Below are 15158 nucleotides of genomic sequence, written 5' to 3' on the forward strand. Positions count from 1 at the left end.
GCGGTGGCCCGTGCCCGCGCGGCGGCGCCGCCATCGGCACGGTCCCGCGCCCCAGCGGGTGGTGTTCAGGGCGTCGGGCCCGCGGTGAGGGCGTCGGCGTGGGCCGCCCCCGACTCGGTGACGATCTCCTCGATCGTCTGGGGGCTGCGTACGGTCGCGAAGGTGACTCCTCCCGTCCCGTCCGGGACGAAGCCGTGGACGGCGGGGCGGGGGAGCGAGTTGTACGCGTAGTGGTGGGCGAAGTAGTACGCGCCCGTGTCCAGCGCCGCCGCGTAGTCGCCCTGCTCCAGCAGCGGCAGCTCCTGCCCCTGCGCGAGCAGGTCGCCCGCGAAGCAGGCCGGTCCCGCCACGTCCTGCACGACCGCCGGCCCCTCCTTGGGCCGCCCCTTTGCGTCGTAGGCGGCGATCCTCAGCGGCCACGACTCCGGTGCGTACACCGTGCGCGTCGCCACCTGCACGCCCGCGTGCGTCACCGCGACCGGACGCCCGCCCGCGCTCTTGGCGTACTCCACGCGCGCGACCACCGTGCCGTGCTTGGCCAGCAGCGACCGGCCGAACTCGGTGACCAGCCCGTACCGCCCGTCGAACAGCCCCGGCACCGTCTCGCGCAGCAGCCGCGCGTACTCCCCGTACGTCGGGCTGCTCGCCTCGGACGCGAAGTTCACCGGCAGCCCGCCGCCGATGTCGATGGTGTCGATCTGCCGCCGTCCCGCACGCCGGTTGATCTCCTCCGCCAGGGCGTACGTCTCCGCGATCCCCCGCGCCATCATGGACAGCTCGATGCCCTGGGAACCGGAGTGCGCGTGCAGCCGGGTCAGCCACGGCCGGTCCGTGCAGGCCCGCACCACCCACTCCCGCGCCCCCTCGTCGCGCAGCGCCACCCCGAACTTCGACGTCGCCGTCGCCGTGGACAGCGCCTCGATGGAGCCGCCGCCGACCTGCGGGTTCACCCGGATTCCGATGGGCGACCGGGAGCCGGACCCGGCCATCAGGGCGTCGATGCGCTCCAGCTCCTGCGGATTGTCCGCGTTCACGGCGATCCCCAGCGCCAGGGCCTCCCGCAGCTCGGCGGCCGTCTTGGCGGGCGAGTCGAGGACCGTCCGCTCCGGAGTCACTCCCGCCGCCCGCGCCAGCGCCAGCTCACCCGGGCTGGCCACCTCCGCGCCGATGCCCTCCTCGCGCAGCAGCCGCAGCACCGGCACCAGCGGGCTCGCCTTCACCGCGAACGCGTGCAGCACGGGCGTGCCCGGCGCCGTCACCGCGTCGAACGCCGCCCGCAGCCCGGCCGCCGACTCCCGGATGCCGGTGACGTCGAGCAGGGCCACCAGGGGAGTGCCGGCGTCCAGCAGCCCCTGCTCGACGGCGGCCCGCACCGCCTCGTCCCGCCGGGCCGCCCGCCCGGTACCCCGCGGGTCCACCTCGTCCGTCAGACCGTCGTCGTACGCCACCGCGTCCCCCGTCCCCTCGGTGTGCTCCCTGTTCGCGCGCATGCCTCCAGCCAAACATCCCGCTCCCGGCGGTGCCGGCACACCCCCCGTCTTGACTAGGTCTATTCAGGAGCTGAGGATATGAATATCCGCCGTAATCATCCGCAGCACGAGGAGGCACACCATGGCCGGACCCGGACCCCGCCCCGTCCGAGCGCCGCGCGGCACCGAACCGAGCGCCCTGGGCTGGCAGCAGGAGGCCGCCCTGCGGATGCTGCAGAACAACCTCGACCCCGAGGTCGCCGAGCACCCCGACAAGCTCGTCGTCTACGGGGGGACGGGGAAGGCCGCCCGCGACTGGCGCTCCTTCGACGCGATGGTGCGGACGCTGAGGACCCTCAAGCAGGACGAGACGATGCTCGTCCAGTCCGGCAGGCCGGTCGGCGTCATGCAGACCCACGAGTGGGCCCCGCGCGTCCTCATCGCCAACTCCAACCTCGTCGGCGACTGGGCCACCTGGGAGGAGTTCCGCCGCCTGGAGGCCCTCGGCCTGACCATGTACGGGCAGATGACCGCCGGCTCCTGGATCTACATCGGCACCCAGGGCATCCTCCAGGGCACCTACGAGACCTTCGCCGCCGTCGCCGCCAAGCTGCATTCAACGGGCAAAGGGGTCGACGGCACCCTCGCCGGGACCATCACCCTCACCGCGGGCCTCGGCGGCATGGGCGGCGCCCAGCCGCTCGCCGTGACGATGAACGACGGCGTCGCGATCTGCGTCGACTGCGACCCCCGCGCCATCGACCGCCGCATCGAGCACCGCTACCTGGACGTGAAGGCCGACAGCCTCGACCACGCGCTCCAGCTGGCCACCGAGGCCCGCGACGCCCGCCGCCCCCTGTCCGTCGGCGTCCTCGGCAACGCCGCCGAGCTGGTCCCGCAGCTGCTCGCCATGGGCGCGCCCATCGACATCGTCACCGACCAGACCTCCGCCCACGACCCGTTGGCCTACCTCCCCGTCGGCGTCGCCTTCGAGGACATGGCCGACGCCGCCACCAAGGACCCGGCCGGCTTCACCACCCGCGCCCGCGAGTCCATGGCCCGGCACGTCGAGGCGATGGTCGGCTTCCAGGACGCCGGTGCCGAGGTGTTCGACTACGGCAACTCGATCCGCGGCGAGGCCCGGCTCGCGGGCTACGACCGCGCGTTCGCCTTCCCCGGCTTCGTCCCCGCCTACATCCGGCCGCTCTTCTGCGAGGGCAAGGGCCCGTTCCGCTGGGCCGCGCTGTCCGGCGACCCCGCCGACATCGCCAGGACCGACAAGGCGGTCCTGGAGCTCTTCCCGGAGAACGAGTCCCTGGCCCGCTGGATCAGGATGGCGGGGGAGCGGGTCCACTTCCAGGGGCTGCCCGCGCGCATCTGCTGGCTCGGATACGGCGAGCGCGACAAGGCCGGCGAGCGGTTCAACGACATGGTCGCGAGCGGGGAGCTGGCCGCGCCGGTCGTCATCGGGCGGGACCACCTCGACTGCGGGTCGGTGGCCTCTCCCTACCGGGAGACCGAGGCGATGCTGGACGGGTCCGACGCGATCGCCGACTGGCCGCTGCTGAACGCCATGGTGAACGTCGCTTCCGGGGCGTCGTGGGTGTCCCTCCACCACGGTGGCGGGGTCGGCATGGGGCGGTCGATCCACGCCGGGCAGGTGACGGTGGCCGACGGGACCGCGCTGGCCGGGGAGAAGATCCGGCGGGTGCTCACCAACGACCCCGGGATGGGAGTGATCCGGCACGTGGACGCGGGGTACGACATCGCGGAGTCGGTGGCCGGCGAGCGGGGTGTGCGCGTGCCGATGCGTGAGGGTGACTCGGCGTGAGCGGCGGCGACTCCTCGGTGGGGGCGGAGGCCTCGCCGCCGCCGGCGGCTTCGGCTGTGCCCGCCCTTCCCCATGGCGCGAAGGGCGGGGCAGGTACCCCCACCGCCCCGCGGAACGACTGCCCGCAGCCCGGCGGCGGTCCGCAGCCCGGCGGTGGCGGTCCGCAGCCCGGCGGCGGTCCGCAGCCCGGCGGTGGCGGTCCGCAGCCCGGTGGCGGCGGTCCGCAGCCCGGTGGCGGTTCACTGCCCGGTGGTGCCCAGCCCTCCTTCCAGGAGATGTGGCGTCAGCTGCTGCCCGTCGGGCGCAGCGCCGTCTCCGGTGGGTACCGGCGGTTCGCCTGGACCGGGGCCGACTCCGACTGCCGGGCCTGGTTCGAGGAGCAGGCCCGCGGCCGGCGGCTGGCCTACGAGGTCGACCGGAACGGGAACCAGTGGGCCTGGCTCGGGGATCCCGCGCGGGGGGACGCGGTGGTCACCGGGTCGCACCTGGACTCCGTGCCCGACGGCGGGGCCTTCGACGGGCCCCTCGGGGTCGTGTCCGCCTTCGCCGCGCTCGACGAACTGCGCCGCAGGGGCGTGCGGCTCGCCAAGCCCCTCGGCATCGTCAACTTCGGGGACGAGGAGGGCGCCCGGTTCGGGCTCGCCTGTGTCGGCTCCCGGCTCACCGCGGGCGCCCTCACGGTCGGGCAGGCCCACCGGCTCACCGACGGGGACGGCATCACGCTCCCGCGGGCCATGGAGGCGGCCGGACACGACCCCGACGCCATCGGCGCCGACCCCGAACGGCTGGGCCGCATCGGCGCCTTCGTCGAACTCCACGTCGAACAGGGCCGGGCGCTGGACCTGTCCGGCGACCGCGTCGGCATCGCGTCCGCCATCTGGCCGCACGGCCGGTGGCGGTTCGACTTCCGGGGAGAGGCCAACCACGCCGGCACCACCCGGCTCGCCGACCGCCGCGACCCGATGCTGCCGTATGCCGAGACCGTCCTCGCCGCCCGCCGCGAGGCGGAACTCGCCGGTGCCGTCGCGACCTTCGGCAAGATCGCCGTCGAGCCGAACGGCGTCAACGCCATCCCCTCCCTGGTACGCGGCTGGCTCGACTCCCGCGCCGCCGACCAGGAGCGCCTGGACGCCGTGGTCGCCGGGGTCGAGAAAGCCGCCCGCGCCCACGCCGCCGCCCACGGCGTCGGCCTCGACGTCGCACGCGAGTCCTTCACCCCCGTCGTCGAGTTCGACCACGCCCTGCGCGACGAACTGGCCCGCATCCTGGGCAGCGACACGGACCTGAGGGTGCCGGTCCTCGGCACCGGCGCCGGACACGACGCCGGAATCCTCTCCGGACGCGTCCCGACCGCGATGCTGTTCGTGCGCAACCCCACCGGCGTCTCGCACTCCCCGGCCGAGTCCGCCACCGAGGACGACTGCGTGGCCGGGGTCCTCGCCCTCGCCGACGTACTGGAAGGACTGGCCCGCACGTGACTGCCACCCAGCGGACGTACTGGCTGGAGCACGCCTGGCTCGGCACCCTCCCCCGAGCTCTCGGCTCCGCTCGAGCAGGGGGGACCCCCATCGAGCCGGGCGTGACCGTGGAGGTTCGGGACGGACGCGTCACCGCCGTCCGTCCGGACACGCCCGCCCCGCCGCCCGGCGCCGAGATCCTGCGCGGACTGACCCTCCCCGGACTGGCCAACGCCCACAGCCACGCCTTCCACCGTGCCCTGCGCTCCACCGTCCAGGTGGGCTCCGGCACCTTCTGGACCTGGCGCGAGGTCATGTACGCCACGGCCGACCGGCTCACGCCGGACACCTACCACGCCCTCGCCCGGGCCGTGTACGCCGAGATGGCACTGGCGGGCATCACGGCCGTCGGCGAGTTCCACTACGTCCACCACGCCCCCGGCGGCGTGCCCTACGCCGACCCCAACGCCATGGGGGAGGCGCTCGTCGCGGCCGCCGCCGAAGCCGGTGTCCGGATCACCCTCCTCGACACCGCCTACCTCTCCTCCGGCTTCGGACGACCGCCCACCACCCACCAGCTCCGCTTCTCCGACGGCGACGCGGACGCCTGGGCCGAACGCTGTTCGGTTCTCAAGGAACGGGATCACGCACGGATCGGGGCCGCCATCCACTCGGTACGGGCCGTACCGGCGGAGCAGCTGGCGACCGTGGCACGCTGGGCCGAGGAGCGGCGGGCCCCGCTCCACGTGCACCTGTCCGAGCAGACCGCCGAGAACGACGCCTGCCGCGAGGCGCACGGGTGCACCCCGACGCAGCTCCTGGCCGTGCACGGGGTGCTCGGCCCGCGCACCACCGGTGTCCACAACACCCATCTCACCGCCGAGGACATCGCGCTCATCGGCGGCAGCGGCACCGGAACCTGCATGTGCCCGACGACCGAACGGGACCTCGCCGACGGCATCGGCCCCGCCGCGGCCCTGCAGAACGAGGGCTCCCCGCTCTCCCTCGGCTCCGACAGCCACGCCGTGATCGACCTGTTCGAAGAGGCACGCGCGATGGAGCTGAACGAGCGGCTGCGCACCCGCACCCGGGGCCACTGGACGGCCGCCGCCCTGCTGCGTGCCGCCTCCGCCGACGGCCACGCCGCCCTCGGCTGGGACGACGCCGGACGCATCGGGGCCGGGGCGCGCGCCGACCTCGTCACCCTCGCCCTCGACTCCGTCAGGACCGCGGGGCCACTGCCCCGGTTCGGAGCCGAGGCGGCCGTATTCGCCGCGACGGCAGCGGACGTCCGCCACACGATCGTGGGAGGCCGGCACGTCGTACGCGACGGGGCGCACACGCTCGTACCCGATGTGCCCGGAGCCCTCGCGCAGGCAGTCGAGGCACTGCGCGCCTGACGACCCCCCATGAGGACACCATGAGCAGCACCGTCATCAGCAACATCGCCACGCTGGTCACCAACGACCCCTCCCTCGGGCCGGGTTCCCCCAGCTCGAGCAAGTTCGGGAGTGGGGGACGTTCTCCTCTCGGTCTGGTCCGGGACGCGGCCGTCGTCATCGAGGGCGACCGCGTGGTGTGGACCGGTGAATCAAGCAAAGCACCCGCCACCGACAACCGGGTCGACGCCGGGGGCCGGGCGGTCCTCCCGGGATTCGTCGACTCCCACTCCCACCTGGTCTTCGCGGGCGACCGCACCGAGGAGTTCAACGCCCGCATGTCCGGCCGCCCGTACAGCGCGGGCGGCATCCGCACCACCGTCACCGCCACCCGCGCCGCCACCGACGCGGAACTGGAGGCGAACCTCACCCGTTTCCTCGCCGAGGCACTGCGCCAGGGCACCACGACCTTCGAGACCAAGTCCGGCTACGGCCTGACCACCGAGGACGAGTCCCGGGCCCTGCGCCTGGCGGCCCGGCACACCGACGAGGTCACCTTCCTCGGCGCCCACATCGTCGCCCCCGAGTACGCCGAGGACCCGGCCGGATACGTCGCCCTGGTCACCGGCGAGATGCTGGACGCCTGCGCGCCGCACGCCCGCTGGATCGACGTCTTCTGCGAGAAGGGCGCCTTCGACGGCGACCAGGCCCGCGCGATCCTGACCGCGGGCAGGGCGAGGGGCCTGCACCCGCGCGTCCACGCCAACCAGCTCTCGTACGGCCCCGGCGTCCAGCTCGCCGTCGAGCTCGACGCGGCCAGCGCCGACCACTGCACCCATCTCACCGACGCCGACGTGGACGCCCTCGCCGGCAGCCGCACGGTCGCCACCCTGCTCCCCGGGGCCGAGTTCTCCACCCGCGCCGAGTGGCCGGACGCCCGCCGGCTGCTGGACGCGGGGGTGACGGTCGCGCTGTCCACCGACTGCAACCCCGGCTCGTCCTTCACCTCCTCGGTCCCCTTCTGCATCGCGCTCGCGGTGCGGGACATGGGGATGACGCCCGACGAGGCCGTGTGGTCGGCCACGGCGGGCGGGGCCAGGGCCCTGCGCCGCGACGACGTCGGCCGCCTCACCCCGGGCGCGTACGCGGACCTGGTGATCCTCGACGCCCCGTCCCCGGTCCACCTGGCCTACCGGCCGGGGGTGCCCCTGGTGCGCGCGGTCTGGCGGAGGGGACGCAGGGTGGAGCCGCGGCCGGTGTGAGCCGAGCCGCGGCCGGGTGGGACGGGTCCGTCACCCGGCCACGGTCCACAGGACGCGCCCCGCGCCCGGCGGGTGCCCGGTGCCCTGGACGGGCATCCGGCGCCCGCGGGGCGCGGGGCGCGGTCACGTCACTTGGAAGGGGACGTGGGGTCCGTCACTCCTCGACCGTGAGTCCCTTGCGCAGTTTCACCAGGGTCCGGGAGAGCAGGCGGGAGACGTGCATCTGGGAGATGCCCAGTTCCTCGCCGATCTCCGACTGGGTCATGCCCGCGACGAAGCGCAGGGACAGGATCTTCCGGTCCCGCGGCGGCAGTTCGGCGATCAGCGGCTTCAACGACTCGACGTACTCGATGCCTTCGAGCCCGTGGTCCTCGTAACCGATCCGGTCCGCCAGCGCCCCCTCGGCGTCGTCCTCCTCGGGCTGGGCGTCCAGCGAGGAGGCGGTGTAGGCGTTCGACGCCGCCATGCCCTCGACGACCTCTTCCCTGGTGATGCCCAGACGCTCCGCCAGCTCGGCCACCGTCGGCGCGCGGTCGAGCTGCTGGGCCAGTTCGTCACCGGCCTTGGCGAGGTCGAGCCGGAGCTCCTGCAGCCGGCGCGGTACGCGCACGGACCAGGAGGTGTCGCGGAAGAAGCGCTTGATCTCGCCGATGATGGTCGGCATCGCGAACGTGGGGAATTCCACACCGCGCGACATCTCGAAGCGGTCGATCGCCTTGATCAGGCCGACGGTGCCGACCTGGATGATGTCCTCCATCGGCTCGCTGCGCGAGCGGAAGCGGGAGGCGGCGAACTTGACCAGGGCGAGGTTCAGTTCGACGAGCGTGTTGCGTACGTACGAGTACTCGTGGGTGCCTTCCTCGAGCGACTCGAGGCGCTCGAAGAGGGTCTTGGACAGAGCCCGTGCGTCGACCGGGCCCACCTCGTCGTACGGGGGGATCTCCGGCAGTCCGGCGAGCAGGTCGTCCGGGACGACAGCCAGGTCGTCCCGCTCGATGGGATCCAGATGTTCCGGAGTGGGTGTCGACGTCGCTTCAGGGGTAGGCGATGCGTCGAGCCGGGGTGACATGATGTCCTCCATCGTTCTCGGCATATGGCTGCCGAAGCCGATACGTGCACTGCGGTGTGCGGCGCCTCCAAAGCCGGCCGTGTCGGGTACGTGTCCTACTAGCCCTACCGGCTCTCGCAACCTCATCGCAAGTGCGCTCTGTGCGCATATGTCTGTTTGTGCGTGATTGTTAGAGTGTCGATGCGTGGCCGGAAGGCGTAATGTTCGAAGGCGTCAGCATGCAGCCACGACCTCGGGAGAGAGAGACGGCATGGACCGCGGGACGGTCGGCAGCGCACAGTCGGGCCGGCTTCTGGTCGAGGTGCGAGAAGAGGGCCCCAGTGCCGTCGTGACTCCGGCGGGTGAGTTGGATCACCACACCGCCGATTTGTTGCGTGAGCCACTGGAGGGCTGCCTCGCCAAGGGATTCAAGCGGCTCGTTATCGACTGCTCCCGGTTGGAGTTCTGCGACTCCACGGGGCTCAACGTACTGCTCGGTGCCCGGCTGAAGGCCGAGGCGGGCGGGGGTGGGGTTCACCTCGTGGGAATGCAGCCCGTGGTCGCGCGCGTGTTCGAAATCACGGGTGCGGACGCGGTGTTCACCGTGCACGACACTCTCGAGGCGGCTCTGGCCGACGATTCGGCGTGAGCCGCCGGGGCACGTCCGGCGGCGGGACGCACCCGTCGCACCCGCTGCCGGAGAGGACCGTCCGTCGCGTCTTTTCGTGCGAATACAGGGGTGTCCCCTCGGTCTGCCCGGGCAGGAGACTTCCTGAACGTGCCGGACGCGATGGTCACGAGGGTTCCGGGAACCGGATGTGCCGTGCACGCGTGACCAACCGAGTACGGCGAATTTTTCATTGTGAACTGGTGACACGGTGAGGTGAAGCGCTGATGAGCACCACCCGGCCCTACTCGCCGGGCGACCGCGGTCAGGAGCCCGGCGGCGCTTCCGGGATGCCCGGGGACGCGGTGCCGGCCGGGGGCGCGTCCGACAGCGGCGTGACCGCGCCGGCCGCGCCGTCGGGTCCCCCGGACGGCGGCCGGATCCGCCGGCTGAGCTTCGACGGCCAGAGCGGCGTCGTGCCGCTCGCCCGTGATTTCACCCGTCAGGCGCTGTACGAGTGGGGCTGGCTGCCCGCGGCCTCCGCCGACCAGCGGGCGGCCGCGGAGGACGTCCTGCTCGTCGTCTCCGAACTCGTCACCAACGCGTGCCTGCACGCGGAGGGGCCCGACCACCTGGCCATCACCTGCGACAGGAAGGTGATACGGCTGGAGGTCACCGACCGGGGCACGGGCCAGCCGGCCCCGCGCACCCCGCACCAGGCGGGCCGGCCGGGCGGCCACGGCATGTTCATCGTGCAACGGCTCTGCCTGGACTGGGGCGTCGTGCGGGTTCCGGACGTCGCGGGCAAGACGGTCTGGGCCGAACTCGGCACCCCCGCCTGACCCGGCACCTCACCCCGGCGTCCACCGAACCCACTCCGGGACAGGCCCCGCACCCGCCCCGCACCCGCCTCGCTCCCGCCTCGCTCCCGCGCCCGCACACACGACCCGGCACCTTGCGCCCGTCCCCGCCCTGCGCCCGTCCCGGCCCGGCCCGGCACAGTCCGGCGCCCGAAGCCGTCCGGGCGCCCACCCCTTACCCGATCCCGCGCGCCCCGGCCTGTCCGCACCGCGCCCGGCGTCCGCTCCTGCCTGTGGGCTCACGCCCGGCTGCACCGCGCCCGGCGTCCGCTCCCGTCTGTGGCCTCACGCCCGGCCTGGTACCGCGCCGGCGCACGGCCCTGGCCCCGCCCCTGCGCTCGCGTACGGCACCGGCATCCGTGCCAGGCGTCCCGGTTCGCGGCTCGCGCCGGCCCCCCGCCCGGCCCCTGCGCTCGCGTACGGCCGTTCGCGGCGCGCACGGCCCCCCACCCCGCCGAGGCATCGCACCCTGCCCCGGCCCCGGGGCTCACGCGCGCCCTCCGCGCTCGCGTACGGCGGGGCGGGCCCCCGGCCCCGGCGCGCCCCGCCCCAACCGGCGCGGGCCCGTGCGGAAAGCCCGGAGGGCCCCGCATCCAGGCGGATGCGGGGCCCTCCAGGCGCTGCGAGGGGGACGGCTCAGCGGACGTCGCCCATGAGGCTCTTGACCTTGTTGCGGTACATCCACACCGCCACACCGGCGACCACGGCGAGCGTGGCCTCCATCGCGACGATGCCCGTCTTGTTCAGATCGACACCGGCGATGGACAGCAGACCGGTGGTGGCGTCACCGGCGGTGACGGCCAGGAACCAGACGCCCATCATCTGCGAGGCGTACTTCGCGGGCGCCATCTTCGTGGTGACCGACAGGCCGACCGGGGAGAGCAGCAGCTCACCGACGGTCTGCGTGAAGTAGATGGCCACCAGCCACAGCGCGGCCGCCTTGTGACCGCCCTCGGCGATCGACAGCGGGGCCAGGAACAGGAAGAACGACACGCCGACCAGCATCAGGCCGGAGGCGAACTTCACGATCGTGCTCGGCTCCTTGCCGCGCCGGTTCAGCGCCAGCCAGATCCAGGCGAAGACCGGGGCCAGCGCCATGATCAGGACCGGGTTGACCGACTGGTACCAGGAGACCGGGAAGTCCCAGCCGAAGACGCTGTTCTCGGCCGAGGAGTCGGCGAAGATCGACAGGGTCGAGCCACCCTGGTCATAGATCATCCAGAAGATCGCGGCGGCGACGAAGAACCAGATGTACGCGGACATCTTCGACTGCTCGGCCCGGTCCAGGTCCTTGTCGCGCTTGATGCGGGCGATCACCATCACCGGGACGATCACGCCGAGCAGCGTCAGCGGGACCAGGACCCAGTTCAGGGTGTAGTTGCCGGTGAAGCCGACGACGGCGTACCCCACCACGGCGATGCCCGCCCACAGCGCGGCCTTGCGCAGCGTCGAGGCCTTCTCCTGGTCGGAGAGCGGCTTCGGGACGACGCTGGACTGCGCGTCCAGGTGGCGGCTGCCCAGCAGGAACTGCGCCACACCGAGGCCCATGCCGAGCGCGGCCAGGGCGAAGCCCAGGTGCCAGTCGACGTTCTCACCGATGGTGCCGATGATCAGCGGCGCGGCGAAGGCACCCAGGTTGATGCCCATGTAGAAGACGGTGAAGCCACCGTCCCGGCGCGGGTCGTCCGGGCCCTGGTAGAGCTGGCCGACCATCGTGGAGATGTTGGCCTTCAGCAGGCCGGAGCCGATGGCGACCAGCCCCAGCCCCGCGTAGAAGGTGCCGGAGGACGGCAGGGCCAGCGTCAGGTGGCCCAGCATGATGATTCCGCCGGCGACGGCGACGGTCTTGCGGGGGCCCCACACGCGGTCGCCGAACCAGCCGCCCGGCATCGTGAGCAGGTACACCAGCGAGAGGTAGACCGAGTAGATCGCGGTGGCGGTGCCGGCGCTCAGGCCCAGTCCGCCCGGGGCGACGAGGTACAGCGGGAGCAGAGCCCTCATGCCGTAGTAGGAGAAGCGCTCCCACATCTCGGTCATGAAGAGTGTGGCCAGTCCGCGGGGGTGGCCGAAGAAGGTCTTCCCGGACCCGGGGGTGCCCGGGGTGACCGAGTCCTTCGTCAGGCTGGACGCCATGGTCGATCCTTGCTGTCGGGACGCGTCGCGCGAGCGTGTACGCGCCCGGTGGGGGCGGCCGGCACCGGCGGGCCGTACCGTCCACCCCACGCCCGGGGGAGGCCGCTCCGGATCGCGGAGCGGCGGACGGCGACCACCGGGATCCACGCCTCCTCCGCGCGCGTCCACGCACGGTGAGGCCCGGCCACAGGTCATTCCTTCCGGGGCCGGCGGGAACCGGCCCGCACACAAAAGAGACCCTCGGCGTCAGTGCCAGCCAAAGGTCCCCGTGGTGCAACAGGCGTTGATTCACCATACGGCAGGACAGTGCCGGATATGGAAGGACTTGAGACACGGATCACAGGTTTCAGAGGAACCGCGATCACCCATTCGAAGGTCCTTCCAGGATCGCACCTCACAGACCCAGGTCCGTACCAGGTTCACCGAAGGTGAGAGGACGGTGTGCCCGAGGTAAGAACCAAGCGCGGCGATCACACCCCGGGGCCCACCGCGGCGGGTCTACCATCACTGGCATGACCCGTGTACTGCTCGCCGAGGACGACGCGTCCATCTCGGAGCCGCTGGCCCGCGCCCTGCGCCGGGAGGGCTACGAAGTCGAGGTGCGTGAGGACGGACCCGGCGCACTCGACGCCGGCATGCAGGGCGGCGTCGACCTGGTGGTGCTGGATCTCGGACTGCCCGGCATGGACGGCCTCGAGGTCGCCCGCCGGCTCCGCTCCGAGGGGCACACGGTGCCGCTGCTGATCCTGACCGCGCGCGCCGACGAGGTGGACACGGTCGTCGGCCTGGACGCGGGCGCCGACGACTACGTCACCAAGCCGTTCCGCCTCGCCGAGCTGCTCGCCCGGGTCCGCGCCCTGCTGCGGCGCGGCTCAACCGAGCCCCAGCAGCCGCCCGCCACCCACGGGGTGCGCATCGACGTCGAGTCGCACCGGGCGTGGATGGGCGAGGAGGAGCTCCAGCTCACCGCCAAGGAGTTCGACCTGCTGCGGGTCCTGGTGCGCGACGCGGGCCGGGTCGTCACCCGCGACCAGCTGATGCGCGAGGTCTGGGACACCACCTGGTGGTCCTCCACCAAGACCCTCGACATGCACATCTCCTGGCTGCGCAAGAAGCTCGGCGACGACGCGGCCAACCCCCGCTACATCGCGACCGTGCGCGGTGTGGGTTTCCGCTTCGAGAAGAGCTGAACCCCGCCCGGGGTTCGCAGTGGGTAAGAGAACATGCGCCGCCGCCTGATCCAGTCCACGCTCGCCGTGGTGCTCGTCGTGATCGCCGTCTTCGGCGTCTCCCTGGTGATCGTCGAGACCCGCACGATCAGCGAGACCGCCAGGGAGCGGGTGGAGTCCGAGGCGGTGCGGCTGGCCAGCATCGTCGACAGCCGGCTGCTCGTCGAGGACAAGGTCACCGCCGAGATCCTGAGCGACCAGATCACCGAGGACCGGTACGCCGTCGTCCGGATCCCCGGCAAGCCGCCCATCGAGGTCGGCGCCAAGCCGGACGGCGACGTCATCAGCGCCTCGGCACCCGGCGAGGAGGGCGAGACGGTCACCGTCCAGGAACCGCGCTCCTCGGTGACCCGGGAGGTCGGCCGCACGCTGCTGATCATCGGCCTGGTGGCGCTGCTCGCGGTGATCGCGGCGGTGCTGCTGGCGATCCGCCAGGCGAGCCGGCTCGCCTCCCCGTTCACCGACCTCGCCGAGACCGCCGAACGTCTCGGCTCCGGCGACCCGCGCCCCCGTCACCGCCGCTACGGCGTCCCCGAGCTGGACCGGGTCGCGGACGTGCTGGACGCCTCCGCCGAGCGCATCGCCCGCATGCTGACCGCCGAGCGGCGCCTGGCCGCCGACGCCTCCCACCAGCTGCGCACCCCCCTCACCGCCCTGTCGATGCGCCTCGAGGAGATCACCCTCACCGACGACCCGGACACGGTGAAGGAGGAGGCGACGATCGCGCTGACGCAGGTGGAGCGGCTGACGGACGTGGTGGAGCGGCTGCTCACCAACTCCCGCGACCCCCGTACCGGCTCCGCGGTCACCTTCGACCTCGACGAGGTGATCAAGCAGCAGCTCGCCGAGTGGCGCCCCGCCTACCGCAGCGCGGGCCGCGCGATCGTCACCTCCGGCAAGCGGGAGCTGCGGGCGGTGGGCACGCCGGGCGCGGTCGCGCAGGTGCTGGCCGCGCTGATCGAGAACTCGCTGATGCACGGCGGCGGCACGGTCGCCCTGCGCACCCGGGTCACCGGCAACCAGGTCGTCGTCGAGGTCACCGACGAGGGTCCCGGTGTCCCCGCCGACCTGGGCGCACGGATCTTCGAACGGGCGATCAGCGGCCGCAACTCCACCGGCATCGGACTCGCCGTCGCCCGGGACCTGGCGGAGGCGGACGGCGGCCGGCTGGAGATGCTCCAGGCCAGCCCGGCCGTCTTCGGCCTGTTCCTGTCCCGCACGCCCCCGCAGCGGTCCGCGGACGAGGAGAACCGCCGGACGGTGCGCTGAGCGGGGCGGGCCAGGGGGTGCCGGACACCCCCTACGGGACGCGCTGCTTCGCGCGGCCCCCGGTGACCGGGCCCGACCCGGCCACCGGCCCCCGGGCCGGCAGCGCACGGAACACCCACGTCCGGTAGGACCAGAAGCGGAACAGGGTCGCGACGCCGATGCCCAGGAACTTGAAGACGTTGCTCTGCAGCGGGCTGTCCCAGCCGAAGCCGTAGGTAGCCGCGTACAGGACGCCGTTCTCGATCACCAGGCCGACCGCGCTGAACAGCAGGAAGAGTGACATCTCCCGGGTGCGGCGGGACTTGTCGCGGTCCCGGTAGGTGAAGTAGCGGAATCCGACGTAGTTGAAGATGATCGCCACGACGGTGGCGATGACGCTCGCCCGGACCACCTGGAGGTCGGTCACCTGGCGGACCAGGTTGAAGACGCCCAGGTTGACCAGTACTCCGGCTCCTCCCACCGCGCCGAATTTGGCCACTTCCCGGAAGAGCCGCCGAAGCCCCGAGGAACCGCGTTCCATCGTCTGCAGGCTCCCGTCCGTCGAATGCGTCAACCCAGCCATGCTAACCACCCACCCGCGCGATCTTCCTGCGGACGCGGGCGGTGACCGCGGT

General features: G+C 72.7%; 12 protein-coding genes. 8 read left to right on the forward strand and 4 right to left on the reverse strand.

All coding sequences use genetic code 11. The features are described 5' to 3' along the window. Positions 1-65: 65 nt before the first annotated feature. Positions 66-1490, reverse strand: coding sequence for a diaminopimelate decarboxylase (locus F1615_RS11975; RefSeq protein ID WP_149548891.1), 1425 nt, complete (start codon positions 1488-1490; stop codon positions 66-68). 121 nt (positions 1491-1611) lie between these two features. On the opposite strand from F1615_RS11975, the gene hutU reads away from it, so the two are divergent. The 4 genes from hutU to hutI all read left to right on the forward strand — a co-directional run bounded on the left by hutU (position 1612) and on the right by hutI (position 7398). Next, complete coding sequence (gene hutU, locus F1615_RS11980) at positions 1612-3300, forward strand: urocanate hydratase (protein ID WP_149548892.1); 1689 nt, start codon at positions 1612-1614, stop codon at positions 3298-3300. 275 nt (positions 3301-3575) lie between these two features. Beyond that, positions 3576-4778 carry an allantoate amidohydrolase gene (locus tag F1615_RS11985; RefSeq protein ID WP_149548963.1) on the forward strand — a complete coding sequence of 401 codons (1203 nt, stop codon included), beginning with the start codon at positions 3576-3578 and terminating at the stop codon, positions 4776-4778. Then, the gene (locus F1615_RS11990; protein WP_149548893.1) at positions 4775-6157 is read left to right on the forward strand and encodes a formimidoylglutamate deiminase; all 1383 of its coding nucleotides are present in this window, start codon (positions 4775-4777) and stop codon (positions 6155-6157) included. The genes F1615_RS11985 and F1615_RS11990 overlap by 4 nt, the downstream gene beginning before the upstream one ends. A 20-nt stretch (positions 6158-6177) precedes the next feature. After that, a complete protein-coding gene (gene hutI, locus F1615_RS11995) occupies positions 6178-7398 on the forward strand; it encodes an imidazolonepropionase (RefSeq protein WP_149548894.1) in 1221 nt (406 codons plus the stop codon). A gap of 154 nt (positions 7399-7552) precedes the next feature. Here hutI and F1615_RS12000 read toward each other — a convergent pair whose 3' ends face one another. Then, positions 7553-8467 carry an RNA polymerase sigma factor SigF gene (locus F1615_RS12000; RefSeq protein ID WP_149548895.1) on the reverse strand — a complete coding sequence of 305 codons (915 nt, stop codon included), beginning with the start codon at positions 8465-8467 and terminating at the stop codon, positions 7553-7555. A 250-nt stretch (positions 8468-8717) separates the two neighbouring features. Between F1615_RS12000 and F1615_RS12005 the strand changes: the two genes are divergently transcribed. Further along, positions 8718-9095, forward strand: coding sequence for an STAS domain-containing protein (locus tag F1615_RS12005; protein ID WP_037939920.1), 378 nt, complete (start codon positions 8718-8720; stop codon positions 9093-9095). A gap of 245 nt (positions 9096-9340) precedes the next feature. Further along, a complete protein-coding gene (locus F1615_RS12010) occupies positions 9341-9895 on the forward strand; it encodes an ATP-binding protein (protein WP_149548896.1) in 555 nt (184 codons plus the stop codon). A gap of 654 nt (positions 9896-10549) precedes the next feature. Here F1615_RS12010 and F1615_RS12015 read toward each other — a convergent pair. Next, positions 10550-12046: an oligopeptide:H+ symporter gene (locus F1615_RS12015; protein ID WP_149548897.1), complete on the reverse strand. Its 1497-nt coding sequence runs from the start codon at positions 12044-12046 to the stop codon at positions 10550-10552. 512 nt (positions 12047-12558) lie between these two features. Here F1615_RS12015 and F1615_RS12020 point away from each other — a divergent pair. Further along, positions 12559-13236 (forward strand): response regulator transcription factor, encoded by a 678-nt coding sequence (locus tag F1615_RS12020; RefSeq protein WP_103546455.1) that lies wholly within the window; start codon positions 12559-12561, stop codon positions 13234-13236. A gap of 33 nt (positions 13237-13269) precedes the next feature. Then, positions 13270-14544, forward strand: coding sequence for an ATP-binding protein (locus F1615_RS12025; RefSeq protein WP_149548898.1), 1275 nt, complete (start codon positions 13270-13272; stop codon positions 14542-14544). Positions 14545-14575: 31 nt separating this feature from the next. Here the strand turns inward: F1615_RS12025 and F1615_RS12030 are convergent, their stop codons facing one another. After that, entirely contained in the window at positions 14576-15064 is a 489-nt protein-coding gene (locus F1615_RS12030; protein ID WP_149548964.1) for a GtrA family protein, read from the reverse strand. Positions 15065-15158: the final 94 nt, after the last annotated feature.

Source organism: Streptomyces marokkonensis (genome assembly GCF_008312835.1).
Lineage (GTDB): Bacteria > Actinomycetota > Actinomycetes > Streptomycetales > Streptomycetaceae > Streptomyces > Streptomyces marokkonensis_A.